This is a genomic window from Octadecabacter antarcticus 307 (genome assembly GCF_000155675.2).
Lineage (GTDB): Bacteria > Pseudomonadota > Alphaproteobacteria > Rhodobacterales > Rhodobacteraceae > Octadecabacter > Octadecabacter antarcticus.
The window spans coordinates 1,352,852-1,365,932 of record NC_020911.1 but is presented as its reverse complement, the minus strand read 5'-3'; the positions used below and the strand labels follow the sequence as shown (position 1 = coordinate 1,365,932).

The window sequence follows — 13,081 nt, the reverse complement described above, 5'->3', positions numbered from 1 at the left end:
GTGAATCCCCGGAACTCAATTTGTGCGACAAAACCGTTTGAACTCTATTCCGACTCAGCTTTATCAGTCTTTCCAGAAGGACTTTTCTCCCTCAATCCTCGCACTTTGTTTACTGATGCCAACGTCATCTAGGCGATGCGGCTCTAGGCTCTTTAGCGTTTTGCGTGTTGTGCGCTGTCGGTCCCACTTAGTGACAACGACAGCGGAAACTAGAAGCAGGCGCGCAAGTGAAGGAATGCGAACTTGATTATCGAGAAAGATGAGCTGTGTGTTGTGTTCTAAGGGAGACATGGGCTTTCCTTTATGGATTGTATTGACACAGTTTGATCATTCAGTATGTGTATTAGTACAAATTTGTCAAAAAGAGTGCTATAGAATGATTGTATCAAGTACAATATGGGAGCCAAGCCTCACAAACGCGGGGAAATCCAAGTACAAAGCCTTGGCCCAAGCTATCCGTGACGGCATTGTATCTGGCCAGCTCGTTCCAGGCTCGAAATTGCCACCGGTGCGTGACTTGGCGTTTCGGGTCAAGATTACACCGGGAACTGTCGCGCGGGCTTACTCACTGTTGACCGAAGAAGGGTTGTTGCGTGCCGAAGTGGGGCGCGGAACATTTGTCGCCAAAGACCGCGCGCGTCCGATTGAGGCTGTGTCGCCCTTGGTGAATTTGCCGCTTGATACTTTGGCCGACTTTCGCAGCAGTCGGGTTCCGGACGTGGGTCAAGGACGCATCATTGATGCGGCATTGGTTCGAATTGGCGAAAGCCATCGACGGCGGCACATCAATTATCCAACAGCGGAGACCGATTTTGAGGCGCGCGCTGCAGTTGCAAATTGGGTTGATCAAAAGCGACTTGGTGATGTGACGCCAGAAGACATTGTTTTGGGCTACGGCGCACAGAACTGTTGTATTCTTGCGCTACAAACTGAACTTCACGGTCCCAATCCGGTAATTTTGACCGAAGAGCTAGCCTATCCCGGTACGCGCCACGCTGGCCGGTTACTGCGTGCGCAGACTGTTGGGTTGCCAATGGATGACGAAGGAATTCTGCCTGACGCCCTTGTTCAGGCATATCGCACGCATGGAGGACAGGTCCTGTTAACCGCAGCTGAAGTTCATAGCCCCACCACAACCCGCACCAGTCTTGCCCGAAAGATTGAGATTGCGCGGGTTGCGCAGCAAATGAATATCACAATTATCGAAGACGATTGCCACACGACAACTGTAACTGACATTCCTAGCTACCGCGCAATATTGCCCGAACAAAGCTACCTTGTGTCATCCCTTACCAAATCGGTGAGCGGCTCATTGCGGTTTGGCTATGTCATTGCGCCTGTTGGTTTGAACAAAGGGCTGCGGCAAACAGCCCAAAGTTCTTTTTATGGCGTGTCACAACCGATATTAGATCTGTGCCATGATCTCCTGACGAGCGGTGCGGCGGGAGAAATTCGCGATCGTGTCGTATTGGAAACGTGTCGTCGTGTACGTATCGCCGTAAATATATTGGGCGCATGGGACTTGCGTTGGCGTGACGATGCACCCTTTGTCTATTTGAACATGCCACAAGGTTGGCGCGCATCCAGTTTTACACTCGCCTGTGAAAAGCGCGGCATTTTGATTAAGCCCGCTGACGAGTTTTCATTATCTGATGGGTTCGCGCCTAACGCTGTACGCCTTGCCATCAACACCTGCGTAGCCGACGAATTATTCCTTAGAGCTTTGAACGACATGAACGACTTGCTGGCCAATCCAAGTGTCCTGGTCGACAGCTGAGCAACGCGATCACCCACGCGCCCTTTCAAAGACAGACGGCTTAAAATCCGGGCTTTGGGTGTAACTCCAAGGTCTGATTAGGGTGAGTTTTTTAACGTCTTCCTTCAGCTCCCCGGCTGTGGGACGAGTTAAAAAGTCATGCATATGCCGCGCTTCAAACTCGCATCGAATATCTGCTTTCAAAGAGCTGAAACAACGCATCGGTTTTCGTGTCCAATGCCTCGTCGTCGTATTTTTCTGCAGGGAAACCGGTCTTTTCATCGTAGAGCAAATCATAAATTTCCTGCTTAAGCCCATCGCGGGCGCTTTGCTTAAACGTATCGTCCGGCACTCCAGGACGCCCGACTTGCAGCGAACCTACTTTCAGTTATCGTCAAAGGATCGCTTAAATTGCAGTTGAGCATTATCAACTCAATGTTAGGCAGCAAAGCCATCGGGAGCAATTCAATGTCATCAGACAGAGCCTTCTGGACATCATTCAATCCCATACTGATCAACAAGCAAAAACCTGACAATCTGGCACACCTCGCTGAAGGTTTTCAACCGATCGAAGTCACCCTCACCCAATTCGAAGAAACCATTAAGCGTGGCTGGGCATTTAGCTATGTATACAAGGACGAGAAACGCAAAGCTGCCAACTTCGTCGCAACAGATTTTCTAGCAGTCGATTTTGACGGTGGTATTACTATCGAAGAGTGCTTGGCCCTAGATGTGGTTAAGAAATATGCATCCCTGGGTAATCCCCCCATTTGTGGGGCTGTTTAAAGCTAGAACTACGCGGCCATTTTGTATTGGTTCAGTTTCATAGCGGGTGTGATGCCGCCTATCCCCATGTTGGGTCTGTCGTTGTTGTAAGTCCATAGCCATTGTGTGGCATGATCTTGCACCTCCTGAATGCTGTGAAAGATGTGAGTTCCAAGCCATTCGTTGCGCACAGTTCTGTTGTATCGCTCAATGTAAGCGTTTTGTTGTGGTTTTCCTGGCTGGATGTAGCTTAGCGTTATGTGGTGCTTGCTGGCCCACTCGATGAGCTTGCCACTGACATATTCCGGGCCGTTGTCTACGCGTATCATTGCAGGTTTCCCTCGCCACGCGATGACCTGGTTTAGGCTGCGCACGACCCGCGCCGCTGGCAGTGAGAAGTCCACATCAATGGCCAAACCTTCGCGGTTAAAGTCGTCGATGATATTCAGCGTGCGGAACGTTTTCCCGCTCCACAGCTGATCAGACATAAAATCCATAGACCACACTTGGTTAGGTCGATCTGGCACAGATAGTGGCTCAGGGCGCTCACGCTTTAGCCGTTTACGGGGCTTGATCCGCAGGTTCAATTCCAGCTCACAATAAATCCGACGAACCCGTTTGTGGTTCCATTTGAAGCCCTTAATGTTGCGCAAATACAGGAAGCACAGACCAAAGCCCCAGTTCTTGCGGGCCTTGGTCAACGCAATCAACCAATCCTCGATTTCTTCATTTTCGTCAGCCAACAGCGGCACATACCGAAAGCACCGTTGGCTGATCGAGAAAGCACGGCACACCAAAGCAACGCTTACGCCACGCTCATCAACTGCATATTGGGCCATCTCTCGTCGGAAAGACGGCCTCATTACTTTTTTTGCGAGGGCTTCCTTCACCAATTCATTTTGCATCGCCATATCCGCATACATGCGTTTCAGACGCGCATTCTCAGCCTGCAAATGCTTCATCTCCGAAATGAGCGATGCATCCATGCCACCATACTTTGATCGCCATTGGTAAAACGCAGCGCTGCTCATTCCATGCGTCCGGCACAGTTCAGATACAGGCACACCATTCTCAGCCTCTTTCAAGATCGAGACAATCTGTGCCTCTGAATAACGTGATTTCTTCATCGTGAATCTCCTTGGCTTATCTTGCCGTGAAAATTCTAGTTTTCAACACAACCATTTTTCAGGGGGATTACCGCCCCACTTGGAGCTTTCAATCTTAAGTATGCCCAACCCTTAGAGTAATTGAATGGCATATTTAGCCAACATAATCATGATGTGCTTCAGGGTACCAAAAACATTGCAGTTTAGACCTTGGCGAGCATGCCAAAGGCAGAACGTTTGCATGACGGCCCACCTCAAGGTGATGATCCATCAGTTCGCCAAAGCGCAGGCGCAGGACCTAAACTCAGGAATCCAGATGGCCGCAGACAATAATTGCTAAATGGTTTACGTAGTCGGCCCTTCCAACAACGTGAACAGATGACACCAGAAGCCGATAATCTGACTGATGATAGAACTTAGAAATTATCATCAGTCACCCTAAACAATTGTTAATATGCGATATCTACTAGCAGATCCATAGTGCTCCCTCAGAACCCATGACCATATAATCTAAATAGAAGATTTTATAATGAGGTTCAAATGGCACTCGGCAAGCAAGCGAAGGTACTCAACAGGAGTCAGGTCAGCGCAGTTCAAAACTACTTGGCTGGCCGACGAAACACACTTCGAAATCAGACAATATTCTTGCTCTCGATCAAAGCAGGTCTGAGGGCCAAGGAGATCGCAAAACTACGGTGGGAGATGGTGCTTGATGCTGACGGCACGCTCTCCGCCCATCTCAGCCTGTCCAACGATGCCTCGAAGGGCAATTCTGGTCGACGGATACCATTGAACAAAGACCTGAAGGCCAAACTGAACGAGCTCTATGATGTGCGGTTGAAGGGAAAAGGCTTTGGTGCAGCAGATCACGTGATCAGGACAGAGCGGTCAGATCGAACAAGCCCGCAGGCCATCGTTAACATGTTTAGCGGCTGGTACCGAGACCTTGGCTTGATTGGATGTTCGTCTCACAGCGGACGCAGGACATTCGTCACCAATGCTGCTCAAAAAATCACGACAGTTGGTGGATCGCTGCGTGATGTGCAGTACTTGGCTGGTCACTCGTCTTTACAGACGACGGAGCGATACATAGAGTATTCTGAGAAGGCTCGTCGAAGCATCGTTGACATAATCTGAAATCGAATTGGAAATTATAATGCCCACATCGTCACAGTTGATCATTTGTCACATTAAAAAGGCGCGTTTTACGTTCGAAGATAAGTCGAAGTATCAGAACTGGAAGCGGCGAAAAAATATTAATTTTGAATTTGATGCGAACAAAGCTGATGACCATGGAGACGCTGTACTTCAGGGTTCGCGTGAGGACAGGAATTTCAAGATTGATTTGAATCCAAAATTTGTTGACATCGCTGAGTATCATATTGAGCTTGGAAAATAAGGGCCTACAATTTCCCTTTCAGTTGAACTCATAGTTGAAAACAAACAGAACCTAGATAATACTAATCTGAATAATTGGGCAGAAAACCTTGGTGGGGCAAAATCGGCAGCGATCAATCTAGGGAAATACGCAACTTTAGACACCGACGAAGGAGTGGAGTTTGCAATTATTATTGTTAATCATGACAAGGCAGGAAATAAACTAAACGGTGATGATGACGAAATTCCCTTTTGAACTGGAATAGTTCCGCATACGAATGCCAGTCCACTAATGCCCTCGTTCATTAGTTTCAAACTTCTGTTGGTACTGACGCCCTCACATAGTGGATAATTTTTGCTTATTTTTCAACCAGACTTGGATCTCTCCATTGAGCCTTTGAATAGAACTTGGGCAGAACATGGGCTATCTCTATTCACAAAATTTATACCACCACTCAGTATGATTAGTCATTTGCCCATGACGTATCCCACCAACAACATCCGCATCATCAATTCTGGATCAACCGAGGGACGGCCAGTGGAGCTGTAAAACTCCGTTAGATGCGTTCGAACGCTGGACAGATCAATGACACTTTCAATCGCTCGCAACACATGATCCGTGGGGACGTGATCTCCTATCGAGAAATCGTAAAAAAGAGCAGATTGTGCCTCCTGACGTGGTCCCATCATCGCGATCAAACTCCAATATCAATACAGATATTGAATCAGCAGCAAAGACCTAAATCAACAAGAGTTTTTCAACAGAATAGGCCCTTAGCCGACCTTGGTGCTTCCTGCAGCGAATGGCGGCAAGGAGCTTAAACCTACCTAAGCTGAATCATTCACTAATGACCGTTATCTCGAAACAAGCTTACTTTCACCCTTAATTTTCTGATTAGCGTAATAGTAATACACCAAACCAGCACTAATCAAACCACCCATCAAGAGAAACCCAAACATAGATGCATCGCCAAACACTACAGCGTTCATCCGTCGGCCGGGAAGGAACGTGAAAATCCCTGCAATACCTAGTGCCCAAAAGTAAATGCTTCGCATTTCTTTTTGGTGTGCAGCAATGCGGCCCTGACGCGCGGCGTTGATCCCATACCAAAGGCTCCACAGCGTAAAAAAAGACAAAGCGTGGATGGGGCTGAGAGGGCCTAGGACAGGCGCTTCCGAAATACCAAAGGAAGACAGCGCAGTCCCGGCCATGGCTATTACCCACACATACCCAAGACGCTTGTGCCAGGCATCCCGAGATCGCCGAAACAGAACCAAGGGTCCCACGATCACGGCACAAAGTGCTGCTATAACGTGGAGTTGAATGACAAGTGAGGCGTTCAGAATTGGGTCAAGTGACATGGGCTATCCTTCTTCTTGGCAGTTGTTGATAAAGCTGCCAAGATTCTTGGGTACGATGGCAAACCGCATCAATGTTCAATTCGTAAACGGATATGTATTCAACGTGACTGACAGGCTTTTTCCAACCGCGCTTCGTGAAGTGCAGGCTGACTTGAGCAGACGACCAGTTATTGTTGGCGTGCTCGCACTTAGACTTATTCTAGTAATTTCAGTCCCTTAGCCGACCTTGGTGCTTCCTGCAGCGAATGGCGGCAAGGAGCCCTTTGTGACAGATGCAGCTGACGTACCAATGTCTGCTAATAGTCCAGTAAGTGGAACTATGGTCGACCTGGTACGGCATACCTGGAGGAAAGCTTCATGAGTTTTGCGCCACATAGGAGTTGCAAATCTGTCGGGTCTAAATCGACCAGAAGGTTGGTCGCTCAAATGAAGAGCGATGCTCGTATATGAACTCATCAAAGATTCGCGGCGACCTTCCGGTCAGCCTTTTGATACTGCCGCTGCCCTTTTCTGGATGTGCCTTAGCCAATGTGTCTAATTCGACAAGATGATCAATCAGCCAAGGGGCAAGGCGCGCTTTCTTGTTTAAGGTCTTTCGGTACTCCTCAGGCGGCATATCAACGAATGAGATTTTCTTCCCAAGTACGGATGACAAACGATTGGCAACCTCTTGGTGACTAAGCGCCTCTGGCCCTGCCACGTCTAAAATGTGCTCCAGTTGTTTCTTTGATTTGGATTGCTGTGCCGCTTGCGCCGCGATGGTGGCAACGTCACGTACATCGACGTAGTTGCGAGCGCCGAAGCCAGATGATCCGAAAATGCGCCCTGTGAATTTGATTGGTTTAGCGTTTCGAAGCCAGTTCTGCATAAACGCTGTGGGGCGAATGATCGTATAGTCACACCCTGTTTTGGAAAGGTAATCTTCACTCTCTTGGTGCCACCGAGATACTTCCACATTCGGCACAATGGGTGCGGATATCTTCACAATCCGTGACACACCCACCCTAAGTGCAGCGTCGATCGCTACTTTCTCAATTGCAACCAACTGGGGGCTTGTGCCCATTACGATGACAAGGCTTTGGGCGTCCATCATGGCCCTCGCCATGTCGTCGGTGCTTTCATGATCGACCATAACGTAGGTGGCAGACGGAACATGTGTGTCGATTGATGGGCGTCGTACAACGCCGCGAACCGGGCCATTTGATGCCAAAGCACTCATCGTCTCGCGCCCGACAGTTCCAGCCGCGCCAACAACGACGGTCAACGCTTTTGAGCCTTGGATCCCACTCATGATTGCACCTTAAGATAACGATTAAGGAGCCGCACGATCAAGGGCTGGGCGACAAGAGCAATGGGGATCGAAATCGCGAAGCCCGTCATTGCGCCCTTTAGCCAGATCGCTAGAAAATCGGGCACGGGGCCAAGATTGAAAAAGAGCAAGACGAATGAAATTGAGAATGACATCACTAGTCCCAGCATAAGGCCGGTGAGCATTCCAAAGGTTGCGGGTTTGACGAACATTAGGTAATCCTTTTGTGTTGATACATAATTTGTTGTTACATATGTTAAAGTAAATGCGCGAAGAGTCAACCTCTTAGCTTATCTAGAAGGGTATTGAGCTGCTTCGCCTCCGGTTCCGACAACCCGATCTTCGTGTCTCTCTCCTCGCGAAGCTGCCGGTCGATATCGACAATCAACGTGACCCCTTCCCTGCCAATGGCAACGAGGACTTCTCGCCGGTTTTCTACGTTGGTTTCACGCAAAACCAGGTTTCTTCTCACCAGCTTGTCAATGAGACGGCTCAGGTCGCCCCGCTTGTCCATCAGTTGTTTTTTTACCTCCCCAATCAGAAGTTGGGCAGGATCTGCCTCCTGAAGGATCTTCAGAATATTATAATGCTGATCGTTGAGTTCATATTTCTTGAGCACCTGCATAGTTAGCCCAAGAATCATTTGGTAACTGTAAGCAAGGTTGAACATCGCTTTCTGGCGCTCACTTTCGAACGGGCGAACTCTTAGTACTTCAGTTTCTTCATTCATAATATCAACTCCAACTATCGTAATTACATATATTGAGCAACTGGTTTGAGGTCAAGCAGTTTATTGACCGTAGACTAAGGCCACACGGACGTCCGGCTATCAGGTATAGAATTGACTGGTGGGGTGGCTCGTGGCCCAGACGATGATGGGGATGGTCAACTATGGCATTTGAAAAGGATGGCTGACAAGATTAGATTAGGTCTAAAGGCTTAGGCTGTCCGCCCTACATTTGAAGCAGACATTTATAACGAACATGCAAACGGCAGCTAAGTCCGGAGGCTGTGTGGAAACTCTGCTGATATTGAGTGCGGCTGTAGCTTCTGCCGTTTGTGTTCATTTGGCGTGGGGTTTTTATTTCAACTGTTTCGAGGGTTCGTGGGGTCAACGGTAGCCATTTGTGACAGATCCAGCATTTCAGGCCCCTATTTCAGGGCAAACGAAGCCTCTTACGCCTTCATGGCCGCGATCATCGCCGGAATGCCCATGATCTTCATCACGCGGGTCATGTTGTAGGCCAGCACATGCAGCGCCATCTCGGTGGCCACGTTTTTCAACCGTCTCATCTTGAAGTGTGTGGCCCCCATCCAAGATTTGATGGTGCCGTAGGGATGCTCGACGGCCATGCTGCGAACAGCAAGTTGGGCCGGGTCTGCGTCCAACCTTTCCTGCACGCGCTCAAGCACGTCCTCATGTTCCCACCGACGAACGCGCCGTTCTTTGCCAGTGGTGCATTTTGCTTTGAGAACGCATTCAGCGCAGGCCCCCGACCAATATGATCTGAGAGCTTTGCCGTCTTGTTGGCCAGTAAATCTGTAGGTCAGCTTCTCACCTGCTGGGCAGACATAGACATCATGGTCGCTGTCGTAGGCGAAGTCAGCCTTATCAAACTGACCGCGCGCACCCGCGTTTGATGTCACGGGTTTGGGGACAACAACTGAGATACCAGCCTCTTCGCTAGCGACAATTTCCTCGCCCTTGTAATAGCCCTTGTCGGCGATTGCTGTGAGCTGATCCGTTGTCATGACGTCGTTCGCTGCCGCCGCCATCATCGACAAAGCATCCCGGTCAAACCCAAGCATCGTGACTTCGTGCGCAACGATGAGATGGTTATCAGCCTCGACAGCCGTTTGAACATTATAGCCAACAATACGTGGCATCCGCGCTGTTGTTGCCATTGATCTGGCGTCTGGGTCGCTGAATGAGACCTGCGTTTCTCCAGTCTCATCCATCCGCTGTTCAATCGATCTGTAACGCAAGGCCTCCTTTTGCAGATGTTCCAGCTTTCGCAGGGTGCGTTCCATGCGGGCTTCTGGCAGCACCGTGCCAGTCTGCTCGAAGACCTCATCGGCACGGTCCAACTCGCCCAAATAACGCTCAAAGGCTTATCCCTTTTAGTCCGGTTGCCCCACATGTTGACGCGGCGCAGAACCTCGCCCTTGTGGCTTGAGAGGCGGATCGGATCAGTTTGTAACATCTGGTGGGTTTATGGGGCGTGGCTTTTGCCGTGAACAAGGGCCTTCAGGCGCGCTGTTCAACAAAATCACGATATGTCGCTGGGCCAATACCAACACCGATCCCCAGCAGCGTGTCGAAGGCGCTTCGCATGTGTCGCCGTCGGTTCCAGCGGAACACAAATTCGTCGAGATAGCGTTGCAGATGGCATTTTCTGAGGCCGTGGAAGACGCCTTTTGCCCACGTTTTTAGGTTGGAGAACACGCGGTGGACCCAGTGGAGTATGTCATGTGCCTTCTTGCCGCTGACGACCTTCGCCTCATGCGTGTTTGCAGGGGGATTTTCGTAACCTAGCCAGCCATCCGTGATGACGTGAGCGCCAGGCTCTACAGCCTGACCAATGAACCCGTGTAGCGTCTTTGATGCGCCGTCGGGAATGTGTTTCATCCTGATACGGCGCGGATGTCCGTCTCTTGATAACTCGACGGCGCAGACGACAAACATCTTTCCGACCGGGCTCCGCCCACCCTTTGGCCGGTCCTCGGGATCATGCCGGGACCGGAACGGAATCTCTGTTTCATCGATCTCGACAAGGTCTTTCAGGGGGTTGCGGTCAGGGTTGACCATCGACCGCCGCAGCTTTTGCAAGAGGAGCCACGCCGTCTTGTAGCTGCCAAGGCCAAGTTGCGCCTGAAGTTGCAGCGCTGACATGCCGTTGGAATGGCTGGTGATGATGTGCGCGGCAAGAAACCAAATTCGCAACGGCAAATGGCTGCTGTGCATCACCGTGCCAGCCGTCACGGATGTCTGCCGTGCGCAACCGGCACATTCCCAAGTCGCGCGATTTCGCTTTAACGGCCAGCCCTTGCAGGTGCCACAGGAAGGACACACAAAGCCCTCAGGCCAACGATGTTCCGCCAGATAATGCGAACACGCTTCCTCATCAGAAAACCTGGCGTCGAACGCCGGGCGGGACATGGGTTTGTCGTTTTTCCATCTGGCTGGCATGGGTAGAACAATACAAGAACATTGTAGATTGGCAAGCCGCTTCACACTACATCAGGTGCCGCCGGAGCAAAGGGGATAAGCCTTCAACGCTCAATTGCTTTGTCGACCTCGCCCAACTTCTGGCGCAACTTGCCGCGCGTGTAATTTTTGGCCTTAGAGTTCACGGCCTTGAAGCGGCTGCCATCGATGGCGACCACGTCCCCATCAAGTAGATCCATGTTGCGACAAAGGGCGACGAACTGCTGGCATACTTTGCGGATCGCGGGCCCGTTATCTTTCCGAAAATCCGCAATCGTCTTGAAGTCTGGCCTCAACCGACCCGTCAGCCAAATGAGCTCCAGATTGCGCCCGCACTCACGTTCCAAACGTCGCGACGACTGCACTTGATTGAGGTATCCGTAGAGATAAATCCGCAGCATCAGCCCCGGATGATAACCAGGCCGACCCGTCGCGGCAGGTTGCGCGCTGAAGCCAAGAACCGCCAAATCAAGCATGTCGGCAAAAGCATCAATGGCGCGGACGTGGCTATTCTCATCAACATAATCGTCGAGGTGTTCAGGAAGCAACATCGTCTGCTGACGGTCTAAACCTTCGATGAAATGCGCCATGAATGACCTCCATACGGTGTACGGAAATTATAGCATAAATCGGAAAAATTGGGAGAGTTTTCACACAGCCTCTCCGCAGAGCAGACCTCTACACCGAGCGCAGCGAAAGTCTGCAATCCGCCCTTTGTGTCGAAATGTGCGTGTTGCAGCATCAGTCACTTTGAGCTCTGCGCCGCAGATCTGGAACCCTATTAGCCCAACCGAAGCATTCGACTGCGAATCGTTAATTTCGCAAATGTCAGTTTTGCCTAAATAACAACATCCATATTTCACCGTGACACCTCTTACGTTCCCTGAGTACGTTCCCTGAGTAGAACCGGCGCAACGGCACCACGCCCGAGACGCTAAAGGGCAATGGTGTTGCGATCCCGATTTATGTTCCCCGTGACCGAGAGGATAGTTTTGAAGAACAAAGCCCGCATCAACGCCATCACTGATGAACAGCTTGGGCGCGTCGGACACCGCAACCACCACGAAGCCAGGCGTCTCAACTTCGCTTGGCTGAAGCCGGGCATCACCTCACCAAGAATAATTCCGGCTGGTTGGCACCCCATGCTGTTTTGATGCCAACGGAACGGTTGCTTCAGCCGCATGGCTCAAGCCAGTTTACTCTGACAGTGTCTTTTCAAGTACTCGACGAGAGGTCCCTATGATCTTTGACAGCCTTAGAGCCAATTTAAAACTAGTTGATTGAATTCAGTAGGTTGTGATTCTGTTCGGTTGTGAAGCTGAAAGAATATCTCAATGGCATGGACTGAACTCACCCAGCGTCAATATGATCGAAAAGGCGTTAATTACGCAAGCGATATGACTGACGCAGAATGGACGTTGATAACGCCTTTGGTGCCGCCGCCCAAGACAACTGGCCGGCCTCTCACGACATGTTTGCGCGACGTATTCGACGCGAACCTCTACATTGCAACGACCGGATGCCAATGGCGGATGTTTCCCAATGACTTCCCACCGGTTTCGACGGTGCGGAGTTATTTTTACGCATGGCGCGATGATGGCTTACTGGATGAGATCAACCGCAAGCTGGTCGAATCCATGCGTCTGGCTGGGGGCCTTAAGGCCCAGCCAACAACTGGGATCATAGATAGTCAGAGCGTGAAAATCATTAAGAGTGGTGGGGTTAGCGGGTATGATGCGGGCAAACGGATCAAAGGACGCAAGCGCCAATATCGTCACAGACACGGTCGGATTGCTGGTGGGCCTGGTGGTCCACAGCGCCAGAATTCAGGATTAGGATGGCATGCCAGATTTGTTAAAAACTATCGTCTCGCGCCATCCATCATAGCGGCATGTATTTGCGGACGTCCGGTATGCAGGGTCCAAACTGAGGGACGCGCTGAAAGACCTTAGCCGATGGACCGTCCAGATCGTCAAACGCTCCGATACAGCAGAGGGCTTTGAAGTGCTGCCTCGACGGTGGATTGTCGAGCGCACTTTCACCCAGCTGAACCGACGCCGTCCGTCAAAAGATTGGGGAAAAATCTATCGCAAGCGCAGAGGCTTGGATCCTCATCTACCACATTAGACGCGTCACACGACATCTTGCAAAAACTGAAATCGCTCAAATAGTTTTGAATTAGACTCTTAGACGTTGAA

At 50.4% G+C, this 13,081-nt stretch carries 13 protein-coding genes and 4 pseudogenes; 6 read left to right on the top strand and 11 right to left on the bottom strand.

The annotated features are described in order from the left end of the window. Positions 1–63: 63 nt before the first annotated feature. Positions 64–291, bottom strand: coding sequence for a DUF1127 domain-containing protein (locus OAN307_RS31155; protein WP_051067963.1), 228 nt, complete (start codon positions 289–291; stop codon positions 64–66). Between the two features lie 151 nt (positions 292–442). Between OAN307_RS31155 and OAN307_RS06945 the strand changes: the two genes are divergently transcribed. Further along, on the top strand, positions 443–1,777 hold the full coding sequence (locus OAN307_RS06945; RefSeq protein WP_245540988.1) for an aminotransferase-like domain-containing protein: 1,335 nt from the start codon (positions 443–445) through the stop codon (positions 1,775–1,777). A gap of 154 nt (positions 1,778–1,931) precedes the next feature. Here OAN307_RS06945 and OAN307_RS28870 read toward each other — a convergent pair whose 3' ends face one another. Then, positions 1,932–2,108, bottom strand: a complete 177-nt coding sequence (locus OAN307_RS28870) for a hypothetical protein (protein WP_015499080.1) — start codon at positions 2,106–2,108, stop codon at positions 1,932–1,934. Positions 2,109–2,167: 59 nt separating this feature from the next. Here OAN307_RS28870 and OAN307_RS06940 point away from each other — a divergent pair, with 59 nt between their 5' ends. After that, positions 2,168–2,542, top strand: a complete 375-nt coding sequence (locus tag OAN307_RS06940) for a hypothetical protein (RefSeq protein ID WP_015499079.1) — start codon at positions 2,168–2,170, stop codon at positions 2,540–2,542. 8 nt (positions 2,543–2,550) lie between these two features. Here OAN307_RS06940 and OAN307_RS06935 read toward each other — a convergent pair whose 3' ends face one another. Then, positions 2,551–3,648 carry an IS3 family transposase gene (locus OAN307_RS06935; RefSeq protein ID WP_015499078.1) on the bottom strand — a complete coding sequence of 366 codons (1,098 nt, stop codon included), beginning with the start codon at positions 3,646–3,648 and terminating at the stop codon, positions 2,551–2,553. Between the two features lie 519 nt (positions 3,649–4,167). On the opposite strand from OAN307_RS06935, the gene OAN307_RS06925 reads away from it, so the two are divergent. Both OAN307_RS06925 and OAN307_RS06920 read left to right on the top strand, forming a co-directional pair. After that, on the top strand, positions 4,168–4,764 hold the full coding sequence (locus OAN307_RS06925; protein WP_015499077.1) for a tyrosine-type recombinase/integrase: 597 nt from the start codon (positions 4,168–4,170) through the stop codon (positions 4,762–4,764). A 19-nt stretch (positions 4,765–4,783) separates the two neighbouring features. Then, positions 4,784–5,026: a hypothetical protein gene (locus tag OAN307_RS06920; RefSeq protein WP_015499076.1), complete on the top strand. Its 243-nt coding sequence runs from the start codon at positions 4,784–4,786 to the stop codon at positions 5,024–5,026. A gap of 452 nt (positions 5,027–5,478) precedes the next feature. Here OAN307_RS06920 and OAN307_RS06915 read toward each other — a convergent pair. The 8 genes and pseudogenes from OAN307_RS06915 to OAN307_RS06880 form a co-directional block, all read right to left on the bottom strand. Continuing rightward, a pseudogene (locus tag OAN307_RS06915) lies at positions 5,479–5,694 on the bottom strand (IS5/IS1182 family transposase); the annotation flags it as partial. 165 nt (positions 5,695–5,859) lie between these two features. After that, on the bottom strand, positions 5,860–6,366 hold the full coding sequence (locus OAN307_RS06910) for a DUF2306 domain-containing protein (RefSeq protein WP_015499074.1): 507 nt from the start codon (positions 6,364–6,366) through the stop codon (positions 5,860–5,862). A 397-nt stretch (positions 6,367–6,763) separates the two neighbouring features. Beyond that, entirely contained in the window at positions 6,764–7,657 is an 894-nt protein-coding gene (locus tag OAN307_RS06905; RefSeq protein WP_015499072.1) for an NAD(P)H-binding protein, read from the bottom strand. Continuing rightward, positions 7,654–7,887 (bottom strand): DUF2798 domain-containing protein, encoded by a 234-nt coding sequence (locus tag OAN307_RS06900; protein WP_015499071.1) that lies wholly within the window; start codon positions 7,885–7,887, stop codon positions 7,654–7,656. Before OAN307_RS06900 ends, OAN307_RS06905 begins: the two co-directional genes overlap by 4 nt. 65 nt (positions 7,888–7,952) lie before the next feature. Beyond that, entirely contained in the window at positions 7,953–8,405 is a 453-nt protein-coding gene (locus OAN307_RS06895) for a MarR family winged helix-turn-helix transcriptional regulator (RefSeq protein WP_015499070.1), read from the bottom strand. A 446-nt stretch (positions 8,406–8,851) separates the two neighbouring features. Beyond that, a pseudogene (locus tag OAN307_RS06890) lies at positions 8,852–9,787 on the bottom strand (transposase); the annotation flags it as partial. 136 nt (positions 9,788–9,923) lie between these two features. Beyond that, positions 9,924–10,865 carry an IS1595-like element ISOan10 family transposase gene (locus OAN307_RS06885; protein WP_015498511.1) on the bottom strand — a complete coding sequence of 314 codons (942 nt, stop codon included), beginning with the start codon at positions 10,863–10,865 and terminating at the stop codon, positions 9,924–9,926. Between the two features lie 86 nt (positions 10,866–10,951). After that, a pseudogene (locus OAN307_RS06880) lies at positions 10,952–11,473 on the bottom strand (transposase); the annotation flags it as partial. Positions 11,474–11,857: 384 nt separating this feature from the next. Between OAN307_RS06880 and OAN307_RS28865 the strand changes: the two are divergent. Together OAN307_RS28865 and OAN307_RS25985 are read left to right on the top strand one after the other, a co-directional pair. After that, positions 11,858–12,037: a hypothetical protein gene (locus OAN307_RS28865; protein WP_187292553.1), complete on the top strand. Its 180-nt coding sequence runs from the start codon at positions 11,858–11,860 to the stop codon at positions 12,035–12,037. A 180-nt stretch (positions 12,038–12,217) separates the two neighbouring features. Continuing rightward, a pseudogene (locus OAN307_RS25985) lies at positions 12,218–13,065 on the top strand (IS5 family transposase). Positions 13,066–13,081: the final 16 nt, after the last annotated feature.

Bases quoted from the DNA above. Each gene is read 5' to 3' on its own strand.
- OAN307_RS31155 (WP_051067963.1), bottom strand. From the start codon at position 291: ATGTCTCCCTTAGAACACAACACACAGCTCATCTTTCTCGATAATCAA.
- OAN307_RS06935 (WP_015499078.1), bottom strand. From the start codon at position 3,648: ATGAAGAAATCACGTTATTCAGAGGCACAGATTGTCTCGATCTTGAAA.
- OAN307_RS06925 (WP_015499077.1), top strand. From the start codon at position 4,168: ATGGCACTCGGCAAGCAAGCGAAGGTACTCAACAGGAGTCAGGTCAGC.
- OAN307_RS06920 (WP_015499076.1), top strand. From the start codon at position 4,784: ATGCCCACATCGTCACAGTTGATCATTTGTCACATTAAAAAGGCGCGT.
- OAN307_RS06910 (WP_015499074.1), bottom strand. From the start codon at position 6,366: ATGTCACTTGACCCAATTCTGAACGCCTCACTTGTCATTCAACTCCAC.
- OAN307_RS06905 (WP_015499072.1), bottom strand. From the start codon at position 7,657: ATGAGTGGGATCCAAGGCTCAAAAGCGTTGACCGTCGTTGTTGGCGCG.
- OAN307_RS06900 (WP_015499071.1), bottom strand. From the start codon at position 7,887: ATGTTCGTCAAACCCGCAACCTTTGGAATGCTCACCGGCCTTATGCTG.
- OAN307_RS06895 (WP_015499070.1), bottom strand. From the start codon at position 8,405: ATGAATGAAGAAACTGAAGTACTAAGAGTTCGCCCGTTCGAAAGTGAG.
- OAN307_RS06885 (WP_015498511.1), bottom strand. From the start codon at position 10,865: ATGCCAGCCAGATGGAAAAACGACAAACCCATGTCCCGCCCGGCGTTC.